This window comes from Sorangium sp. So ce887, from assembly GCF_051521455.1.
In the GTDB taxonomy this organism is placed as follows: domain Bacteria; phylum Myxococcota_A; class Polyangia; order Polyangiales; family Polyangiaceae; genus Sorangium.
Genome location: NZ_CP150354.1, coordinates 11,079,953 through 11,095,090, shown reverse-complemented (window position 1 = coordinate 11,095,090; position 15,138 = coordinate 11,079,953). Strand labels below are relative to the sequence as shown.

11 protein-coding genes are annotated in these 15,138 nt (G+C 73.1%); 5 read left to right on the top strand and 6 right to left on the bottom strand.

Annotated features, from left to right (window positions below):
• Nucleotides 1–46: 46 nt before the first annotated feature.
• From glyS to dapA, 4 genes are all read right to left on the bottom strand, one after another.
• Complete coding sequence (glyS, locus tag WMF36_RS41600) at nucleotides 47–2,146, bottom strand: glycine--tRNA ligase subunit beta (protein WP_437576378.1); 2,100 nt, start codon at nucleotides 2,144–2,146, stop codon at nucleotides 47–49.
• Between the two features lie 169 nt (nucleotides 2,147–2,315).
• Nucleotides 2,316–4,475, bottom strand: coding sequence for a hypothetical protein (locus WMF36_RS41595; RefSeq protein ID WP_437576377.1), 2,160 nt, complete (start codon nucleotides 4,473–4,475; stop codon nucleotides 2,316–2,318).
• A 117-nt stretch (nucleotides 4,476–4,592) separates the two neighbouring features.
• A complete protein-coding gene (gene dapB / locus WMF36_RS41590) occupies nucleotides 4,593–5,402 on the bottom strand; it encodes a 4-hydroxy-tetrahydrodipicolinate reductase (RefSeq protein ID WP_437576376.1) in 810 nt (269 codons plus the stop codon).
• Nucleotides 5,403–5,473: 71 nt separating this feature from the next.
• Nucleotides 5,474–6,379 carry a 4-hydroxy-tetrahydrodipicolinate synthase gene (gene dapA / locus WMF36_RS41585; protein ID WP_437576375.1) on the bottom strand — a complete coding sequence of 302 codons (906 nt, stop codon included), beginning with the start codon at nucleotides 6,377–6,379 and terminating at the stop codon, nucleotides 5,474–5,476.
• A 270-nt stretch (nucleotides 6,380–6,649) separates the two neighbouring features.
• Here dapA and WMF36_RS41580 point away from each other — a divergent pair, with 270 nt between their 5' ends.
• The 5 genes from WMF36_RS41580 (at nucleotide 6,650) to WMF36_RS41560 (ending at nucleotide 11,503) form a co-directional block, all read left to right on the top strand.
• Nucleotides 6,650–7,312, top strand: a complete 663-nt coding sequence (locus WMF36_RS41580; protein WP_437576373.1) for a NuoI/complex I 23 kDa subunit family protein — start codon at nucleotides 6,650–6,652, stop codon at nucleotides 7,310–7,312.
• A 77-nt stretch (nucleotides 7,313–7,389) separates the two neighbouring features.
• Nucleotides 7,390–7,905: an NADH-quinone oxidoreductase subunit J family protein gene (locus tag WMF36_RS41575; RefSeq protein ID WP_437576371.1), complete on the top strand. Its 516-nt coding sequence runs from the start codon at nucleotides 7,390–7,392 to the stop codon at nucleotides 7,903–7,905.
• Between the two features lie 3 nt (nucleotides 7,906–7,908).
• Nucleotides 7,909–8,220 (top strand): NADH-quinone oxidoreductase subunit NuoK, encoded by a 312-nt coding sequence (nuoK, locus tag WMF36_RS41570; protein ID WP_437482545.1) that lies wholly within the window; start codon nucleotides 7,909–7,911, stop codon nucleotides 8,218–8,220.
• A 219-nt stretch (nucleotides 8,221–8,439) separates the two neighbouring features.
• The gene (locus tag WMF36_RS41565; protein WP_437576370.1) at nucleotides 8,440–8,760 is read left to right on the top strand and encodes a hypothetical protein; all 321 of its coding nucleotides are present in this window, start codon (nucleotides 8,440–8,442) and stop codon (nucleotides 8,758–8,760) included.
• 178 nt (nucleotides 8,761–8,938) lie between these two features.
• A complete protein-coding gene (locus WMF36_RS41560; protein WP_437576369.1) occupies nucleotides 8,939–11,503 on the top strand; it encodes a hypothetical protein in 2,565 nt (854 codons plus the stop codon).
• 28 nt (nucleotides 11,504–11,531) lie between these two features.
• On the opposite strand, the gene WMF36_RS41555 is transcribed toward WMF36_RS41560, so the two are convergent.
• Together WMF36_RS41555 and WMF36_RS41550 are read right to left on the bottom strand one after the other, a co-directional pair.
• The gene (locus WMF36_RS41555) at nucleotides 11,532–12,275 is read right to left on the bottom strand and encodes a class I SAM-dependent methyltransferase (RefSeq protein WP_437576368.1); all 744 of its coding nucleotides are present in this window, start codon (nucleotides 12,273–12,275) and stop codon (nucleotides 11,532–11,534) included.
• Nucleotides 12,276–12,282: 7 nt separating this feature from the next.
• Complete coding sequence (locus WMF36_RS41550; RefSeq protein ID WP_437576367.1) at nucleotides 12,283–15,099, bottom strand: protein kinase domain-containing protein; 2,817 nt, start codon at nucleotides 15,097–15,099, stop codon at nucleotides 12,283–12,285.
• Nucleotides 15,100–15,138 lie beyond the last annotated feature (39 nt).

Genomic DNA, 15,138 nt, shown 5'->3' with positions numbered 1-15,138 from the left:
CGCCCCCGCGGGGGGCGAGCGGCGCCGCGCGGGCGCCGCGCGGCCGCTAGGAAGCCGCGCGCGGCGCCTCGCCGAGCAGCTCGAGCCTCGCCAGGCTCGCGCAGGTCTCCGACAGGGCGCGCATCAGCCGCAGGCGGTTGTCCCGCACAGCCGGGTCGTCGGTCATCACGAATACGTCGATGAAGTACTGGTGCAGCAGCGGCGCGAAGTCCGCCACCGCCTTGAACGCAGCGTCGTACGCGCCGCTCTGGACGTCCGACGCGATCTGCTCGCGCAGCTTGAGATAGCCCGCGAAGAGCGCCGTCTCGCTCGAGTGCACGTCCTCGCCGAACGGCGCGACCGGCTCGCCGGGCGGCGCCTTGTCGGCGATGTTGGTCGCCCGCTTGAACACCTCGCCGACCCGGGCGCGGGTCTCCGGGCTGAGCGCGTCGATCGCGCGCACGCGCGCCCGGAGATCGAGCGGGCGATCCGCGGCGACGCGGAGACACGCGAGGACCGCGTCCTGCGGGAGCCGATCGGAGAGCAGGCCCCGCAGCCGCTCGGCGAAGAACTCGCCGAGGCGCGCCGCGAGCTCCTCGCGCGCGACGTCGAGCTTCACGCCGGCGTAGCCGTCGTACGCGGCGCTGAACGCGGCGCCGAGGCGCAGATCGAGGTCGCGATCCAGGAGCGTGCGCAGCACGCCGAGGCAGGCGCGGCGCAGCCCGTACGGGTCGGCCGTGCTCGTGGGGATGAGCCCGACCGCGAAGCAGCCGACGAGCGTGTCGAGCCGATCGGCGATCGCGACCAGCGCGCCGGCGTGCGTCGGCGCGGTCGCGTCCGCGGCGCCCTTCGGCAGGTAGTGGTCGCGGATGACGTCGGCGACGTCGGGGCTGACCCCCTGGGCCAGCGCGTAGGCGCGGCCCATCTCGCCCTGGAGCTCGGGGAACTCGCCCACCATCAGCGCGACGAGATCGCACTTCGCGAGGTGCGCGCCCGAGGCGGCCGCCATGAGCGTCGGCTCGGGCAGCATCAGCAGCAGGCCGAGCTCGCGGGCGAGCCGCTCGACGCGCTCGGCCTTCGCGAGCACGCTGCCGAGCCGCTTCTGGAACACGATCCCGCCGAGCTTCTCGCGGCGGCTCGCGAGCGGGAGCTTGACGTCCTCCCGGTAGAAGAACTGCGCGTCCGAGAGGCGCGCGCGCATCGTCTTGTCGTTGCCGCTCTTGATCTTCTCGGGCGCCTCCGCGGTGTTGACGACCGCCAGGTACCTCGGGAGCAGCGCGCCCGTCTTCGCGTCGCGGACGCCGAAGTAGCGCTGGTGCCCGCGCGCGACCTCGAGGATCACCCGCTCCGGCAGCTCGAGGAACCGCTCCTCGAAGCTGCCGACGATGACGTGCGGCTCCTCCACGAGGGACAGGTTCTCGCCGATGAGGAAGTCGTCGTCGATCAGCACCCCGCCGGCGTCCCGCGCCGCGGCGAGCAGGCGCTCGCGCATCAGGCGCGCGCGCTCGCCGGGGTCGACGAGCACGTGCGCCGCGCGCATCGCCTCGACGTAGTCGCTGGCCGAGCCGAGCGCGATCTCGCCCGGAGCGAGGAAGCGGTGGCCGCGGCTCGTGCGCCCGCTGCGGACGCCGGCGATCTCGACGGGGATGACCTCGGCGCCGGAGAGCGCGACAAGCCACTGGATGGGGCGGCCGAACGCGAACTCACCCTTCCCCCAGCGCATCGACTTGCGGAAGGGAATCGCCGCGATGAGCGACGTCAGGACCTCCGGGAGGAGCTCGGCCGCGGGCCTGCCGGCCTCGCGCCGCGTGCCCGCGAGGTACTCGCCCTTCGGCCCCTGGACGCGGCGCAGATCGGCGACCGCGCAGCCGAGCTTCTGCGCGAACGCCTCGGCCGCCTTCGTGGGGGCGCCGTCCTTGAAGGCCGCCTTGACCGGCGGGCCGGTGACCTCCTCCTCGAGGTCGGGCTGGCGCGCCGCGATCCCGGAGACGAGCAGCGCGAGCCGCCGCGGGGTGCCGAGCGCGCGCATCGCGCCGTGGCGGAGCCGGAGCTCTGCGAGGCGCTTCGTCGCGAGATCCGGGAGCGCGCGGAGCGCGGCCTCGACAAAGGACGAGGGGAGCTCCTCGACGCCGATTTCGAGCAGGAGATCGCTCGCTTCGTTGGACATGGGACCGCGGACGCTACCCCAGAACCGCCCGTCCGGCGAGGCGGTCGAGCGATCGGGCGGCGCTGCGCGCGCCCGGCTGGTCTGGTCTGGCCGCGCGAGCCGAGTCGCCTGGCCGCGCGGCCCGCCTGCCCCGATCGCGCCGAGCGCGGCTCACCCTGACTTGCGCGGCTCAGCGGTCCTGAGCTGCGCGCCGGAGAGCGCGTGCGAGCACCTTCTTGAAGGCGGTCACCTCTCCTCCGTTCGGCTTGTTCTTGCGGCCGTACCAGGTCGCCGCGCCGACGCGCACGACGCACTGGGCTGCCCGCGTGTACCGCCGGGTCGCCTTCGCGACCTCCCGATCGTCCGGCGCAGACGCGGACGCGACGGCCGCGCCGAGGTCGTTCAGCGCCTTGTCGAGCGGGAGGCAGCCCTCCGGCGCGCGCGGCAGCTCGAGGGGGGGCGGGGCGTGACAGCAGCGGGCTCGCAGGGCGGCGAGGGTCGCCATGTCGTGCCAGCCGAGCACGGCCCATTCCTTTGTCGCGTCCGACGCGCCCTTGGCCCCGGCGAGGTGGCCCTTGAGCGCCGCGACGCCCTTCATCGGGTCGACCTCGGTGCAGAGGAACGACAGCTGGCCCGCGATCGCGGCGTCGACGCTTTTGCGCGGAAAGAGCGGCATCGCGCAGACGGCGAAGTCCGCCGTGTCTGCAGCGTCCGGCGCTGCGCTCGCCGCGCCGGCGTCCACCGGCTCCGACGCGGCCGCGTCGCCCAGGGACGCGTCGCCCGCGCCCTCGGCGGCGGGTGCGCTCGGCGCGGCGGGGGCGGCGCAGGCGGCAGGAGCGGCGTCCGTTCCGGCAGCCACGGCCGGAACGGACGGCTGCGGCGGCGCGGCATCGCGGTGGCGCAGCCAGGACCAGGCCGCCGCGACGGCGCCCGCGAAGGCCACGGCGCACAGGGCCAGCGTGGCCACCCGCCGCGCCGCGGAGGGCGTCTTGCGGCGTGCGCCTGGATGGGGCGCCGGGGCGCGCGGCGCATCGAGCACGCCGACGTGCGCACCGGCGCCGTCGGTCGTCAGCACGGACGGATCCGGCGGCAACTCGTCGTCCACGAGCGCGCGCCGATCGCGGACAGGCTGCAGGTTCTCCGGTTCGTCTCCGTCGGCGAACGGCGCCGGTGCGGGCGAGAGAGGCGGTTGTTTCGCGTGCGCGGGCGAGAGAGGCGGCTGCTCTGTCAGTGCTTGTGCAAGGGGCGGCTGCGCCGTCGCTGCGGGCGGGAAGGGCGGCTGTTCCGCGCGCGCGGGCGGGAAGGGCGGCTGCTCCGCGTGCGCGGGCGGGAAGGGCGGCTGCTCCGGCGGTATCGGAAGGGCCGGCGGTGCGGCCGGAACAGCCGCCTCGGGCGGGCGGATGGAGGCGTCCGCCCCCGGGGCGCCGGCGTGCCCCGGCGATGCGGCAGGCGAGGCCGCAGGCGCCTTCGAGGCGCGACCTGGCGCCTCGGGAACCGGGGTGATCGGCGTGCCGACCGTCGACCGGAGACCCAGCGTCGCGAGTCCGTGGAGCGGCACCGGCGTTCGGCGCCCCGTGGAGCTCGCGCTGGTAGGCGGCAGCGAGCTCCTGCGATGCGGCGGCTGTGAGCTGGAGCTCCCGCGCGGCGGCGAGCTCCCACGCGGCGGCTGCGAGCTGGAGCTCCCGCGCGGCGGAGAGCTCTCGCGCGGCGGCGAGCTCCCACGCGGCGGCTGCGAGCTCGACGCGCCCCGCATGCCGCTGCTCGACGGGCGCGGCGCCGGCACGGTCCTCGCTGGCTCCACGACCGCGTGCTCATCGAGCGGCGGCAGCTCGCCCAGGCCGTCGCTCGGCCGCGCCGCCTCCAGCGCGCGACGGAGCGCTGCCACCTCGACGATCCGCTGCTCCGCGTCGCGCGCGAGCGCCTGCTCGAGGACGCGCCACAGCGCGTCGCCCGCTGCGCCCGGCAGCGTCACCCGCGGTGCGGCGCCGGCCCTCTGCTTGCGGCGGAGCTCCAGGTCGCTCTCGGCAGGGAAGGGGAGCGTCCCCGAGAGCGCCACGTACAGGGTGACCGCGAGCGCCCACGTGTCGTCCCGGCGTGACGGCCCCTCTCCCGCGGCGCGCTCCGGCGAGCGGTAGCTCACGAAGGCCGGCGTCTCGAGCGGATCGGAGAGCCACCCCCGCGACGCGCACCGCTCGTCCTCCATGATCACGCACGCGGCCGACAGGCGGCCGTGCACGGTCCCCCGCGCGTGCAGGCTCTCGACGCGCTTCGCCAGGCGGACGACCCAGCCCACCGCGTCCCTGTCCGGCAAAGGACCGGCACGTGCGATCCGCGCAGCGAGCGTCTCCATACGAGCGCGGCAGCCTAGTGCGGCGAAACGCCGCTGACCACATTGTGGCTGTCCGCGCGGCGCGCCGGAGCGCCGATCGCCGGTCGTTGACCCGGCAGCGCCCCGACAGCGCCGCCGTCAGCCTTCGATCACGTCGGCCATCGTGTACCGGCCGGGCGGCTTGCCGCGCAGGTGCCACGCCGCGCGCAGCGCGCCGCGCGCGAAGAGGTCGCGGCTCGTGGCGCGGTGAGTGAGCTCGATGCGCTCGCCGGGGCCGAGCAGATGGACCGTGTGGTCGCCGATGACGTCTCCGCCGCGCACGGCGAAGATCCCGAGCTCGTTCGCCTTCCGGGGGCCGACGTTGCCCTCGCGGCCGTGCACGTCGGCGAGCGCCGTGGCCGCCTCGCCGGCCCCGCCGCGGGCCGCGCGCACCGCGTCGGCGAGCCGCACGGCCGTGCCGCTCGGGGCGTCCACCTTGGCGCGATGGTGCACCTCGACGATCTCGACGTCGTAGCCGGGCCCGAGCCGGCGCGCCGCGCTCGCCGCGATCTCCGCGAGCACGTGGATGCCGATGCTCGTGTTCGGCGACCAGAGGACCGGGACGTGCTGCGCCGTCTCGTCGAGGAGCCGCTCGCACGTGCTATCGAGCCGCGTCGTGCCGCTGACCACGGCGACCTTGGCCCGCATCGCGAGGTGCAGGAGCCGGGGGAGCGCCTCGGGCCGCGAGAAGTCGATGACCACGTCCGCGCCGAGCAGCCCGGCGCTGGTGTCGTCGCTCATCGCGACGCCGATGTTGCCCGTCCCCGCGAGCTCGCCGACGTCGCGGCCGATGCCGGAGGAGCCGCGCGACACGATCGCGCCCACGATCTGCGCGCGCTCGTTCGCGGCGAGCCGGACGAGCGCCTGCCCCATCTTGCCGCTCGCGCCGTGGACAGCGACCTTCAGCAAGCGGGCCTCTTCTTCCCGGGCAGCCTCCATCAGCGCGCCCATCGTTACGCCTCGGTGATCGCCGTTCGATTTCACGCCGCCTCGCGCCTCGCCTCGATCCGCTTCATCGCGTCGATGATCTGCTGCCGTGTCGCCTCGCCGGCCGGCGAGAGGGGCATCCGGACGGCGGGGCTCATGCGGCCCAGGGCGGCCAGCGCGGCCTTGGCCGGGGAGGGGTTCGGCTCGAGGAACATGAGCCCGTGCAGCTCCAGCAGCGCGAGGTGGGCCGCCCGCGCGCCCGCGAGGTCGCCGGCCATGAACCGCCGGGGCACCGCGCTCGTCTCGCGCGGCAGCACGTTCGACGTGACGCTGATGACGCCCTGCGCGCCGAGCGCCATCATCGCGAGCGTCAGCGCGTCGTCGCCGCACAGGACCGTGAGCCGGTCGCCGAGGCGCCGCACGAGCTCCTGGCAGCGGAGCACGTTGCCCGTGGCGTCCTTGATGGCGACGACGTTCGGCGCGGCGGCGCAGATGCGCTCGGTCGCCTCGGCGGAGAGATCGACCCCCGTTCGCCCCGGGATGTTGTAGAGCACGATCGGCCCCGAGACGGCCCTGGCCACGGCCAGCACGTGCTCGCGGAGCCCGTCCTGCGAGGGCTTGCTGTAGTACGGCATCACGATCATCACGGCCCCAGCGCCCGCGGTGAGCGCGGCGCGCGAGGCCTCGATCGTCTTCTTCGTCGAGAACGAGCCCGTCCCCGCGATCACCGGCACGCGGCCGCGCGCCGCCTCGACGACGCGCCGGATGACCGCGGTCGTCTCCGCTTCGCTCAGGGTCGGCGACTCGCCCGTGGTCCCGCACGGCACGAGCCCGCTGACGCCGCCCGCGATCTGCGCCTCGACGAGCGCATCCAGCGCTTCGAAGTCGACGGCTTCGCCATCGGGCGTGAAGGGCGTGACGAGGGCGGTGAACGTTCCCGATAAGGGGAGCTGCGTCATCAGACGACCATGATCGCCACCCGGGGGGCGCGTCAACAGGAGAGGACAGGTCCTCCGCGCGCTCCACGCTCTCCGCGGGTTCCTGCCCGGCGCGGCGCCGATCGGACGCGACCGTGGACGCAATGCGGCGCCGGTCGGCGGAAGCTCGGAGCGGACGGCGTCGCGCGGGCCGGACGCCGCGAGCGGGGGATCTGCTAGCCTGCTTGGCGTGGCGCCTCGCTCCTTCGGGCGGTATGTCCGAGCGCGTCAGGTCCCGGAGAGGCACCGGCCATGGATCTCGCCCAGTACATCAAGAGCATCTCCAGCGCGGCCAATACCATCCTGGAAGGGATGGCGGTCACGTTCTCCCATCTGTTCCGGGAGCCCATCACCGTCCAGTATCCCGACAAGACGGATCGGCCCGTGAGCGAGATGCTCCCGCCGCGGTACCGAGGCTTCCTCGAGGTGCAGATGGACATCTGCACCGGCTGCAAGCGCTGCGAGCGCGCGTGCCCCATCGAGTGCATCGCGATCGACCTGGAGAAGGACCCGGCGACGAAGAAGCAGGCGATGAGCCGCTTCGACATCGACATGGGCAAGTGCATGTACTGCGGCCTCTGCGTCGAGGCGTGCAAGAACGAGTCGACCGGCGCGATCCGCCATACCCGCGAGTTCGAGGGGGCGGCGCCGACGCTCGACCACCTCACCTTCCGCTTCATCCCCGAGGGGCTGGTCCCGCTGTACAAGGCGCCGAAGGATCTCGGCGAGGTGCCTGTCGGCGAGTACGGGCCTCACGCCCGCGAGGCCCGCGAGCGCGCCATGCGCGACAACCCCGCCGCGCTGGAGGAGCTGCGCGCCATCTGGCGCCGGGAGCACGCCCGGAAGAAGGGCGCCGAGGACCCGGAGGCCGCGGGCGCGGAAGCCGCGGGCGGGGAGGCCGGAGCGGGCGCCTGAGCGAGGGCGTCGCGCATCGCGGCGGCGTCGCCCTTGAAGGGCGATGGGCAGCGGTCTAACGTCGCTGCCCTCACCACATGCCCTCCCTGAGTGCACTCGTCTTCCTCGGGCTTGCGGCGCTGACGCTCGGCTCCGCCGGGTTCGTGGCGTTCTCCAGGAACATCATCCACTCCGCGCTGGCCCTGCTCGGCACGTTCCTCGGCATTGCGGGGCTCTACGTCACGCTGTCGGCCGATTTCCTCGCGGCGACGCAGGTGCTCGTCTATGTCGGCGGCACGCTCGTCCTGATCCTCTTCGCCGTGATGCTCACGAGCCGCATCGCGGAGATGAAGGTCTCGAACCCGCGCGGCGGGCCCGCCGTGGCGTTCGTCCTGGTCACGGCGGTGCTCCTGGTGCTCGGCCGGGTGGCGACCCAGACCCCCTGGCCCGCCGAGGCCAAGCCGGCGATGCCGTCCACCGCCAAGCTCGGGCATGCGTTCCTCGGCGAGTACCTCCTCCCCTTCGAGCTCGGCTCGATCATCCTGCTCGGCGCCATGATCGGCGCGGTCGTGCTCGCGCGCCGCGCCGTCCGGCGCGGCTGGGAGAGGGAGTGAGCGATGGAGGAGATCGGGCTCATCCATTACCTCAGCGTCGCCGCGGCGCTCTTCGGCCTCGGGCTGTTCACCGTCATGACGCGGAAGAACGCGGTGGGCATCCTCCTCGGGGTCGAGCTCATCCTCAACGCCGCCGCGCTCAACTTCGTCGCGTTCGAGCACTTCGTCGCGGGCGGTGTGTCTGGCCAGGTGTTCACGGTCTTCATCATCGTCCTCGCGGCGAGCGAGGCGGCGATCGCGCTGGCCATCGTGCTCCAGGTCTACCGCAACCACCGCAGCATCATGGCCGACCAGCTGACATCCCTGAAGAACTGACGCGAGCGCGGTCATCCGTGCGGAAGCGCGCGAGGCGCGCGACGGGCGAGACGAGCGCGGCGGGCGCGGCGCCGGGACCGGCGCGCACCGCGTCGCACGCCGTGCGTTGCGCGTCACGCGTCCGCCAAACCGCACCGCCGCCGAATCGCACCGCCGCCGACAGCGCCGCCGACAGCGCCCAGCCGATGCGCTTGACCCGCCCGCGTTTTGCCGCTCTACGTGGAGCTTAATCCCACCGACAAGCAGGAAAAACCTGACCTTGCTAAGCCCCTGTGGGCGACCCACGTTCGAACCATGCAGAACCTATCCAAGTCGGAGCTGGTGGGGTTCGTGGAGCTCGAGGTCGGCTCGCTTGCTGTGCAGGTGCCGATCCGCGCTGCAGAGGCGGCGATGGAGCTCCCCCTCGCATCGTTCGAGGCCGAAGGAGACAACTGCGCCATCCTCGTGCGCGGCGATACGTCCTCCAAGGCGGTTGAGGTCGCGCTGCGGCATGCGGCGCAGGAGGCGGTCAGGCACCTCTCGAAGAAGCTGCTCAATTAGGGCGGCACGGTGCCCTGCGTCCCGCGGCGGGCTGCGGGACGTCGCTCCCGGGCAGCGCAGCCCTCCGGGGCGTGGATTCTTGCTCAGGAACGGCGCGGGCACGTTCCTGCTGGTCATCCAGCGCGCAGCAAGCTAGGAGCGGGCTCATGGTCGAGCCCACCTGGTTTGCGAAGCGCTGATGGATGCCCCGCCCACGTCGAGAGTCGCGGGAAGCGGGCGTGAGCGCTGGGAGCGCGCCCGGCAGATCGCGCTGCCGGTTCTTCTGCTCGGGGCCGTCGCCTTCTTTGCCAGCTTCGTCCATCGCTTCTATCCCATTCAGCACTGGCTCTTCTGGCGGTACGCCGGCTACTGGCTCCTCTGCGGGCTGTGGACGGCCGCCTGCGTCTCTGCGGGCCACCTGACGCTCAAGCTGGTTGTCGGCCGCTCCCTGCCGATCGTGGAGCAGCTCGCCACGAGCTTCGCCATCGGCGTCTTCGAGTTCGCCTTCCTCATGAGCGTGGCCGGGCTCCTCAGGCTCTACGGTCCTGTGCTCTTCGTGGCCCTGCCCCTCGCGATGCTGGGCGCGGGGCTCGCGCCCCTCCGGGGATATCTGACGCGGGCCATCCGCCACGTCCGCCGCGAGCAGCGGAGGGCGCCGCCTGCGCCGGCCTGGACCTACGGGGTGCTCGCGCTCGGGCTGCTCGCCGTGGGCATGGTGTACTTCGTCATCCTCACGCCCGACAACGTCCAGTTCGACTCGCGGTGGAAGCACCTGGCGCTGGCCGAGGAGTACGCCGTCACGGGGGGCATTCGCCGGTTCGCCGAGGGCTGGACGGTCGAGACCTATCCACACTTCGCGACGTTCATCTACTCGTGGGCTTTCCTCCTGCCGCGCGGGCTCCTGTTCGACAAGGTCGAGCTCGCCGCGCATATGGAGTTCGTGGGGTTCCTCTGGACCCTCGTCGCCATCCCGGCCGCCGTGCGGCTGATGATCCCCCGCGGGCTCGGGCCGTACGCGCTCCGGCTCTCGTGGACGGCGCGCTTCCTCTTCCCCGGCATCTTCCTGTACGACTCCAGCCTGAGCGTCGGCGGCGATCACATCGCCTCCATCTTCGCGCTCCCGGCGTTCACCCTGATGATCCGCGCCTACCGGGATCTCTCGCCGCGCTTCATCGCGCTGATGATGATGATGATCTCCGGCGCCGGGCTCACCAAGTATACCGGCGCGGTCATCCTGGTCCCCTTCCCGGCGCTCCTCCTCGGCGCGCGCACGCTCGTCCTCGCCTATCGCTCGCTCCGCGGCCAGGTCGCGCCCGCGATCCGCAAGAACTGGTACATCGGCCCGCTCGTCGCGGTCGCCGCCGGCCTGGTCTTCACCTCCACGCACTGGGCGAAGAACTGGGTCTATTACGCGGATCCGCTCTATCCCACGCTGTACAAGAGCCTCCCCCTGCGCCCGTGGACGCCGGACGCGGCCAACATCTTCGAGTGGGGCTACAAGGACTACCAGTTCTGGCGGCCACAGCGGAACATGGACGGGGTGCTGAGGACGCTCAAGGCGCTCGTCGACTTCTCCTTTATCCCGAACGATTACGCAAAGTTCCACGGCAGGGTCCCCACCTTCGGGTCGGTGTACACGCTGCTGCTCCTCTGCCTGCCATTCCTCAAGGGGACGAAGCGCGTCTGGGCGCTCGTCGGCTACGTGCAGGTCGGCCTCCTCTGCTGGTACTGGACGCACCACCAGGACAGGTATCTCCAGGCGATCGTCCCGCAGATGGCGGCCGCGACCGCGGCGATGATCGCGCTCGTCTGGCGCGCGGCGGGGGAGAACCGGTTCGCCGTCCTCGCGACGAGGACGAGCCTCGGCACGCTGGTGGGGCTGCAGGTCGTCTGGGCGGGCGATGTGTACTTCATCCCCGGCCATGCGATGGTGAAGTCGCCGATCAAGGCCGTGGTGGATCTCCTCTCCCAGGGGTACGCAAAGCGCTACACGCAACGATTCAACATCTACCCGACGTTTCAGTCCATCTCCCGGGCGCTCCCCGAAGGCGCGCGCGTGCTGCTGCACGACAACCACAACCACCTCGGGATCGGCGCCGAGACGCTGTCGGACTGGAACGGCTGGCAGTACGGCATCAGCTATGGCCGGCTGCGCACGCCCCGCGAGGTCTGGGACCTCCTGAAGGGCATGGGGGTGACCCACGTGGCCTGGGATACCCACGTCAGCAAGGGGTGGGACACGGTCGCGGGAGATCTCATGTTCTTCGACTTCGCGCTCAAGCGCACCGTGAAGCACGCGAAGTACGGCGGGATGACGCTTGCCGAGATGGGTCCGCCCCCCGACCCGCAAGCCCCGTTCCCCACCACCGTGGCCTACCTGGGCTGCGGTAATGCCTACAAGTCAGGGCTCTACGAGCTCGGCGACCTGACGGTGTCGATGTTCGGGCCGAACAACCAGGCGTTCCCGGCGCCCCGGGTGAGCGGTCCCCCAGCCGGCGAGAGCGCCGCGGCGCTGCTGAATCGGGCGGCGTTCGCCGTGGTCGATCCGAAGTGTCACTCGTTGCCCACCTCGGCCAGGCGCGACTTCACGCTCGCCGCCAAGCGGCGCGTGATCCTGGGCGGGAAGGGGAAGCTCGAGCTCTACTTGCGCGAGGACGGTGAGGTGAGCGCACCGGCCACGCCCCCGGCGCCGGAGCCGACCCCCGTGGAGCCAGATCGGACCCCGGACCCCGACGAGGACGAGGACTTCCCCGGCGAGCGCTGATCGCGCCTGCGGCACGAGGCGGCAGCCCTCAGGCCGCCTTGCGCCTCGCCACGCAGAAGATCGACAGCCCGAAGCTCGGCCGGCGGCCGCGCGCGATGAGATCGACCTCCGCGCGGAGGATGGCTTCGAGCGCGGACGAAGCGAGGCCGGATTTCGGTGAAGGCTGCTTCATGCTGGTCTTTCCCGGGCGCAGCTTGCGCGCGGCGCTCCAGACGGCGCGCGAGCCGACGGCGGCGGGGAAGAGCAGCTGGTTGAAGTAGGCGCACGCCTCCACGTGGAAGCCGGAAGGCAGCGCGTCGCGGAAGCTCCTCGCGGTGTATCGGCGGAAATGCTGGAGCGCCCGGTCGTGATCGCTGAACAGCCACGGATACGCGGGCACCGTGGCGACGAAGATCCCGCCGGGGCTCAGGTGATCATGAATCCACGCCAGCGCGGCGCGATCGTCCTCGATATGCTCGATGACATCGAGGGCGCAGATCACGTCATAGCGCCGGTCGAGCTCGAATGGGAGCGACGCGCTGTAAAGCGTCCTCGCCGTGCCAGCCTTCGCGATGGCCTCCTGGCCGAGGGGGCTCACCTCGTCGGCGTCGACGGCCCCGAACTCCGCGAGGACACCCAGGTTCTGGCCGACCCCGGCGCCGACCTCCAGCAGCTCGAGCGGTCGCCTTCCCGGGCCGAACTCGCGCACCAGATGGGCCAGCAGCCGGGCCCTCCCCTTCCTCAACCAGTCGCCGGATTCCTCGGAGTACTGCTGGTATGCCGTCGTTTCCATCCGCTCTTCACTCTGCCTGCGGGGCCGGTTCTTCCTGGCGCGGCGACGCGGCCGGAGGCGGCGACTCCGCTGGTGGTGACGTCGGCTCTTCCTCGGACGGCTCCGGGGGCGGCGTCGGGATCTCGATCGTCAGGTCGTCCACCTTGGCCGGCTCTTTCCGCGGCTTCTTCGGCGGCGGCGGGCGCCGCTTCCGCGGCGGCGGCGCCGTCGCGGCGGCGCTGGCCGAAGGCTGCGCAGTCGGGGCCGCCGACGCGGCGGGCGCCGTGGCGCTGGGCTGGGGCGCCGGCTCCTGCGGCGGCGCGGGCTCCGTCGCGACGGCGGGCGGCGGGGTCTCGTTCTCGGCTGCCGGCGTGCTCTGCGGCAGGCGCTGCGAGCGGAGGACCTGCCATGCGACGACGCCCGCGACAGCGACCAGCACGATCGCTGTCCAGCGAACACGCCGGCGCCGGCGCGAGCCAGGGTCGAACTCCGGAAGCTCGCCCTCATGCGCCAGCCCGCTCACGCTGGATGCCTTCATCCAGTGTTCCGGCGTCTGGCCGGAGGGCACGGCGCGATCCGGCGGGGCAGCGGCAGGCGCGACCGGCTGATCGAGCGAGCGCGGCGCGCGCAGCGAGGCGGGGGGCGCGGCGGCCACGGCCGTGGCTGCCTCGCCGGCGGCTTGCCCGGCGCCGTCGCGAGGCTGCTCCGGCAGCTCGTGGCTCGGCGGCGCCTCGCGCTCGTGCGCCGTTGGATGGGCCTCCTGCGGCGAGAGCGCGCGCGGCGTCTGCGCGGCGAGCGGTGGCTCGGCCGGCGCGCTCGGCGAGAGGGGCACGCCGCTCTCGTGCGCCGGCATCGCGGGCTCGGCCGGCACGTGGGCAGCGGGCTCGGCCGGCGCGTGGGCAGCGGGCTCGGCCGGCGCGTGGGCAGCGGGCTCGGCCGGCGCGTGGGCAGCGGGCTCGGCCGGCGCGTGGGCAGCGGGCTCGGCCGGCGCGTGGGCAGCGGGCTCGGCCGGCGCGTGGGCAGCGGGCTCGGTCGACGCGTGGGCAGCGGGCTCCCCGGAGGCGGGCGTCGCGTCGGCTCGTGGACCGAGCGCCGCGGGTACGGCCGGCGCCATCCAGGGCTCGTCCACGTCGGTGTCGATCGGGTCCTCGTCGAACTCCTCGATGTCGACGTCGAGGAGCGAGGGCGCGCTGTCGGCTGCCTCCCGGGGCGTCTCGCTGCGCGCCAGCGAGCCTGACGGGGCCTCGACACCGTACGCCGTCGCGGGCGACGTGTTGCTCGGCGGCGCGGAGAGCGGCGTGCCTGTGGAGAGCGGCGGCCTCTGCGACGCGCTGTCGCTGCGCCGCGGCGGCGTCAGCGGCCGCTCGCCGGGCCGAGCCGAAAGCGGCGAGCGCTCGCTGAGCGGCGACCGCTCGCCGGGCCGAGCCGAAAGCGGCGAGCGCTCGCTGAGCGGCGACCGCTCGCCGCGGTGGGACGAGGCCGGTGGCTGCTCGCTCACCTGAGCCAGAGGCGACACCTGCGGCCGCTCGGTGAGCCGCGGCGGCACCGGAGGAGGCCGCTCGGTGAGCCGCGGCGGCACCGGAGGAGGCCGCTCGGTGGCCCGCGGCGGCGCCGGAGGAGGCCGCTCGGTGAGCCGCGGCGGCGTCAGCGGCCGCTCGCCGGGCCGAGCCGAAAGCGGCGAGCGCTCGCTGAGCGGAGGTCGCGCGGTGAGCCGCGGCGGCGCCGGAGGTCGCTCGCTGGGCCGCGCGGGGACCCGCGCGCTCGGCCTGACCGACAGCGGAGCAGCCGCCGTGTTCGTGGCATGCTCGCTCGGCCGTCGCTCGGGCGATCGCGTCGAGGCGGCGCCTGTGGGGTCGGCCATCCGGGGAAGCGGCGGCGCCTTGGGGATCGTCGAGCCCGTCGCCGGCCGCGGCGGGGCCGCCGGCGGGCGCGTCGGCAAGGCGCGGGGCGGCATCGGCGGCGGCCGCGGCGAGCTCGGGCTGCTCGCCGTCTCGGTCGACAGCTCGGCGATGCGGGCGAGCGACTCCGCGAGATCGCGCGCGCTGCTGAAGCGCCGTCCCGGCTCGCGGTCGCACGCGCGCGCGAACCACGCGTCGAAGCTCGGCGGCAGCTCCGGGTTCACCCTCGAGGGGACCGGGATCTCGCCGAGCGAGATCTTGATCAGCAGGTCGCCGACCCCCTCGCTGTCGAACGGGAGCTCGCCCGTCACGCACTGGTAGACGATCACGCCGAGCGCCCAGAGGTCGGCGCGGTGGTCGACCTCTTGGAGCCCCTTCACCTGCTCCGGGCTCATGTAGTGCGGCGTGCCCATGAGCGTGCCGACCGTGGTGCGCTGGGCGGCCCGCTTCCCGTGCCCCACCTTGGCGATGCCGAAGTCGAGGATCTTGACGACCTCGTCGTCATCGTTCGCGCAGAGGTAAAAATTCTCCGGCTTGAGGTCGCGGTGCACGATCCCGGCCCCGTGCGCGCGGGTGAGCGCGCGCGCGACCTGCGTCACGATCTTCGATGTCTCCTGGAGAGAGAGGCGGCGCCGGCTCGCGAGCCGATCGAAGAGGTCCTCGCCCTCGAGCAGCTCCATCACGATGAACGGCTGCTCCCCCTCGATGCCGTGATCGAGGATCTGCACGACGTGCGTGCTGCGCAGCTGGGCTGCAGCCGTCGCCTCGCGGCGGAACCGCTCGCGCGCGTCCTCCTGCTTCGCGAGCTCGGGATCGATGAGCTTGACGGCGACCTGGGTGCCGAGCGCCAGGTGCTCAGCGATCCACACCGAGGCTTGCGCGCCCTGCCCCACGGGTCGGATGAGGCGGTAGCGCTCGCTCAGCACCTGACCTGCTGCGGTAGACACGACGGCAAAAGCCTACGTCGAGGGGAACATCCGTGTCGA

Bases quoted from the DNA above. Each gene is read 5' to 3' on its own strand.
- glyS (WP_437576378.1), bottom strand. From the start codon at position 2,146: ATGTCCAACGAAGCGAGCGATCTCCTGCTCGAAATCGGCGTCGAGGAG.
- WMF36_RS41595 (WP_437576377.1), bottom strand. From the start codon at position 4,475: ATGGAGACGCTCGCTGCGCGGATCGCACGTGCCGGTCCTTTGCCGGAC.
- dapA (WP_437576375.1), bottom strand. From the start codon at position 6,379: ATGACGCAGCTCCCCTTATCGGGAACGTTCACCGCCCTCGTCACGCCC.
- WMF36_RS41580 (WP_437576373.1), top strand. From the start codon at position 6,650: ATGGATCTCGCCCAGTACATCAAGAGCATCTCCAGCGCGGCCAATACC.
- WMF36_RS41575 (WP_437576371.1), top strand. From the start codon at position 7,390: ATGCCCTCCCTGAGTGCACTCGTCTTCCTCGGGCTTGCGGCGCTGACG.
- nuoK (WP_437482545.1), top strand. From the start codon at position 7,909: ATGGAGGAGATCGGGCTCATCCATTACCTCAGCGTCGCCGCGGCGCTC.
- WMF36_RS41560 (WP_437576369.1), top strand. From the start codon at position 8,939: ATGGATGCCCCGCCCACGTCGAGAGTCGCGGGAAGCGGGCGTGAGCGC.
- WMF36_RS41555 (WP_437576368.1), bottom strand. From the start codon at position 12,275: ATGGAAACGACGGCATACCAGCAGTACTCCGAGGAATCCGGCGACTGG.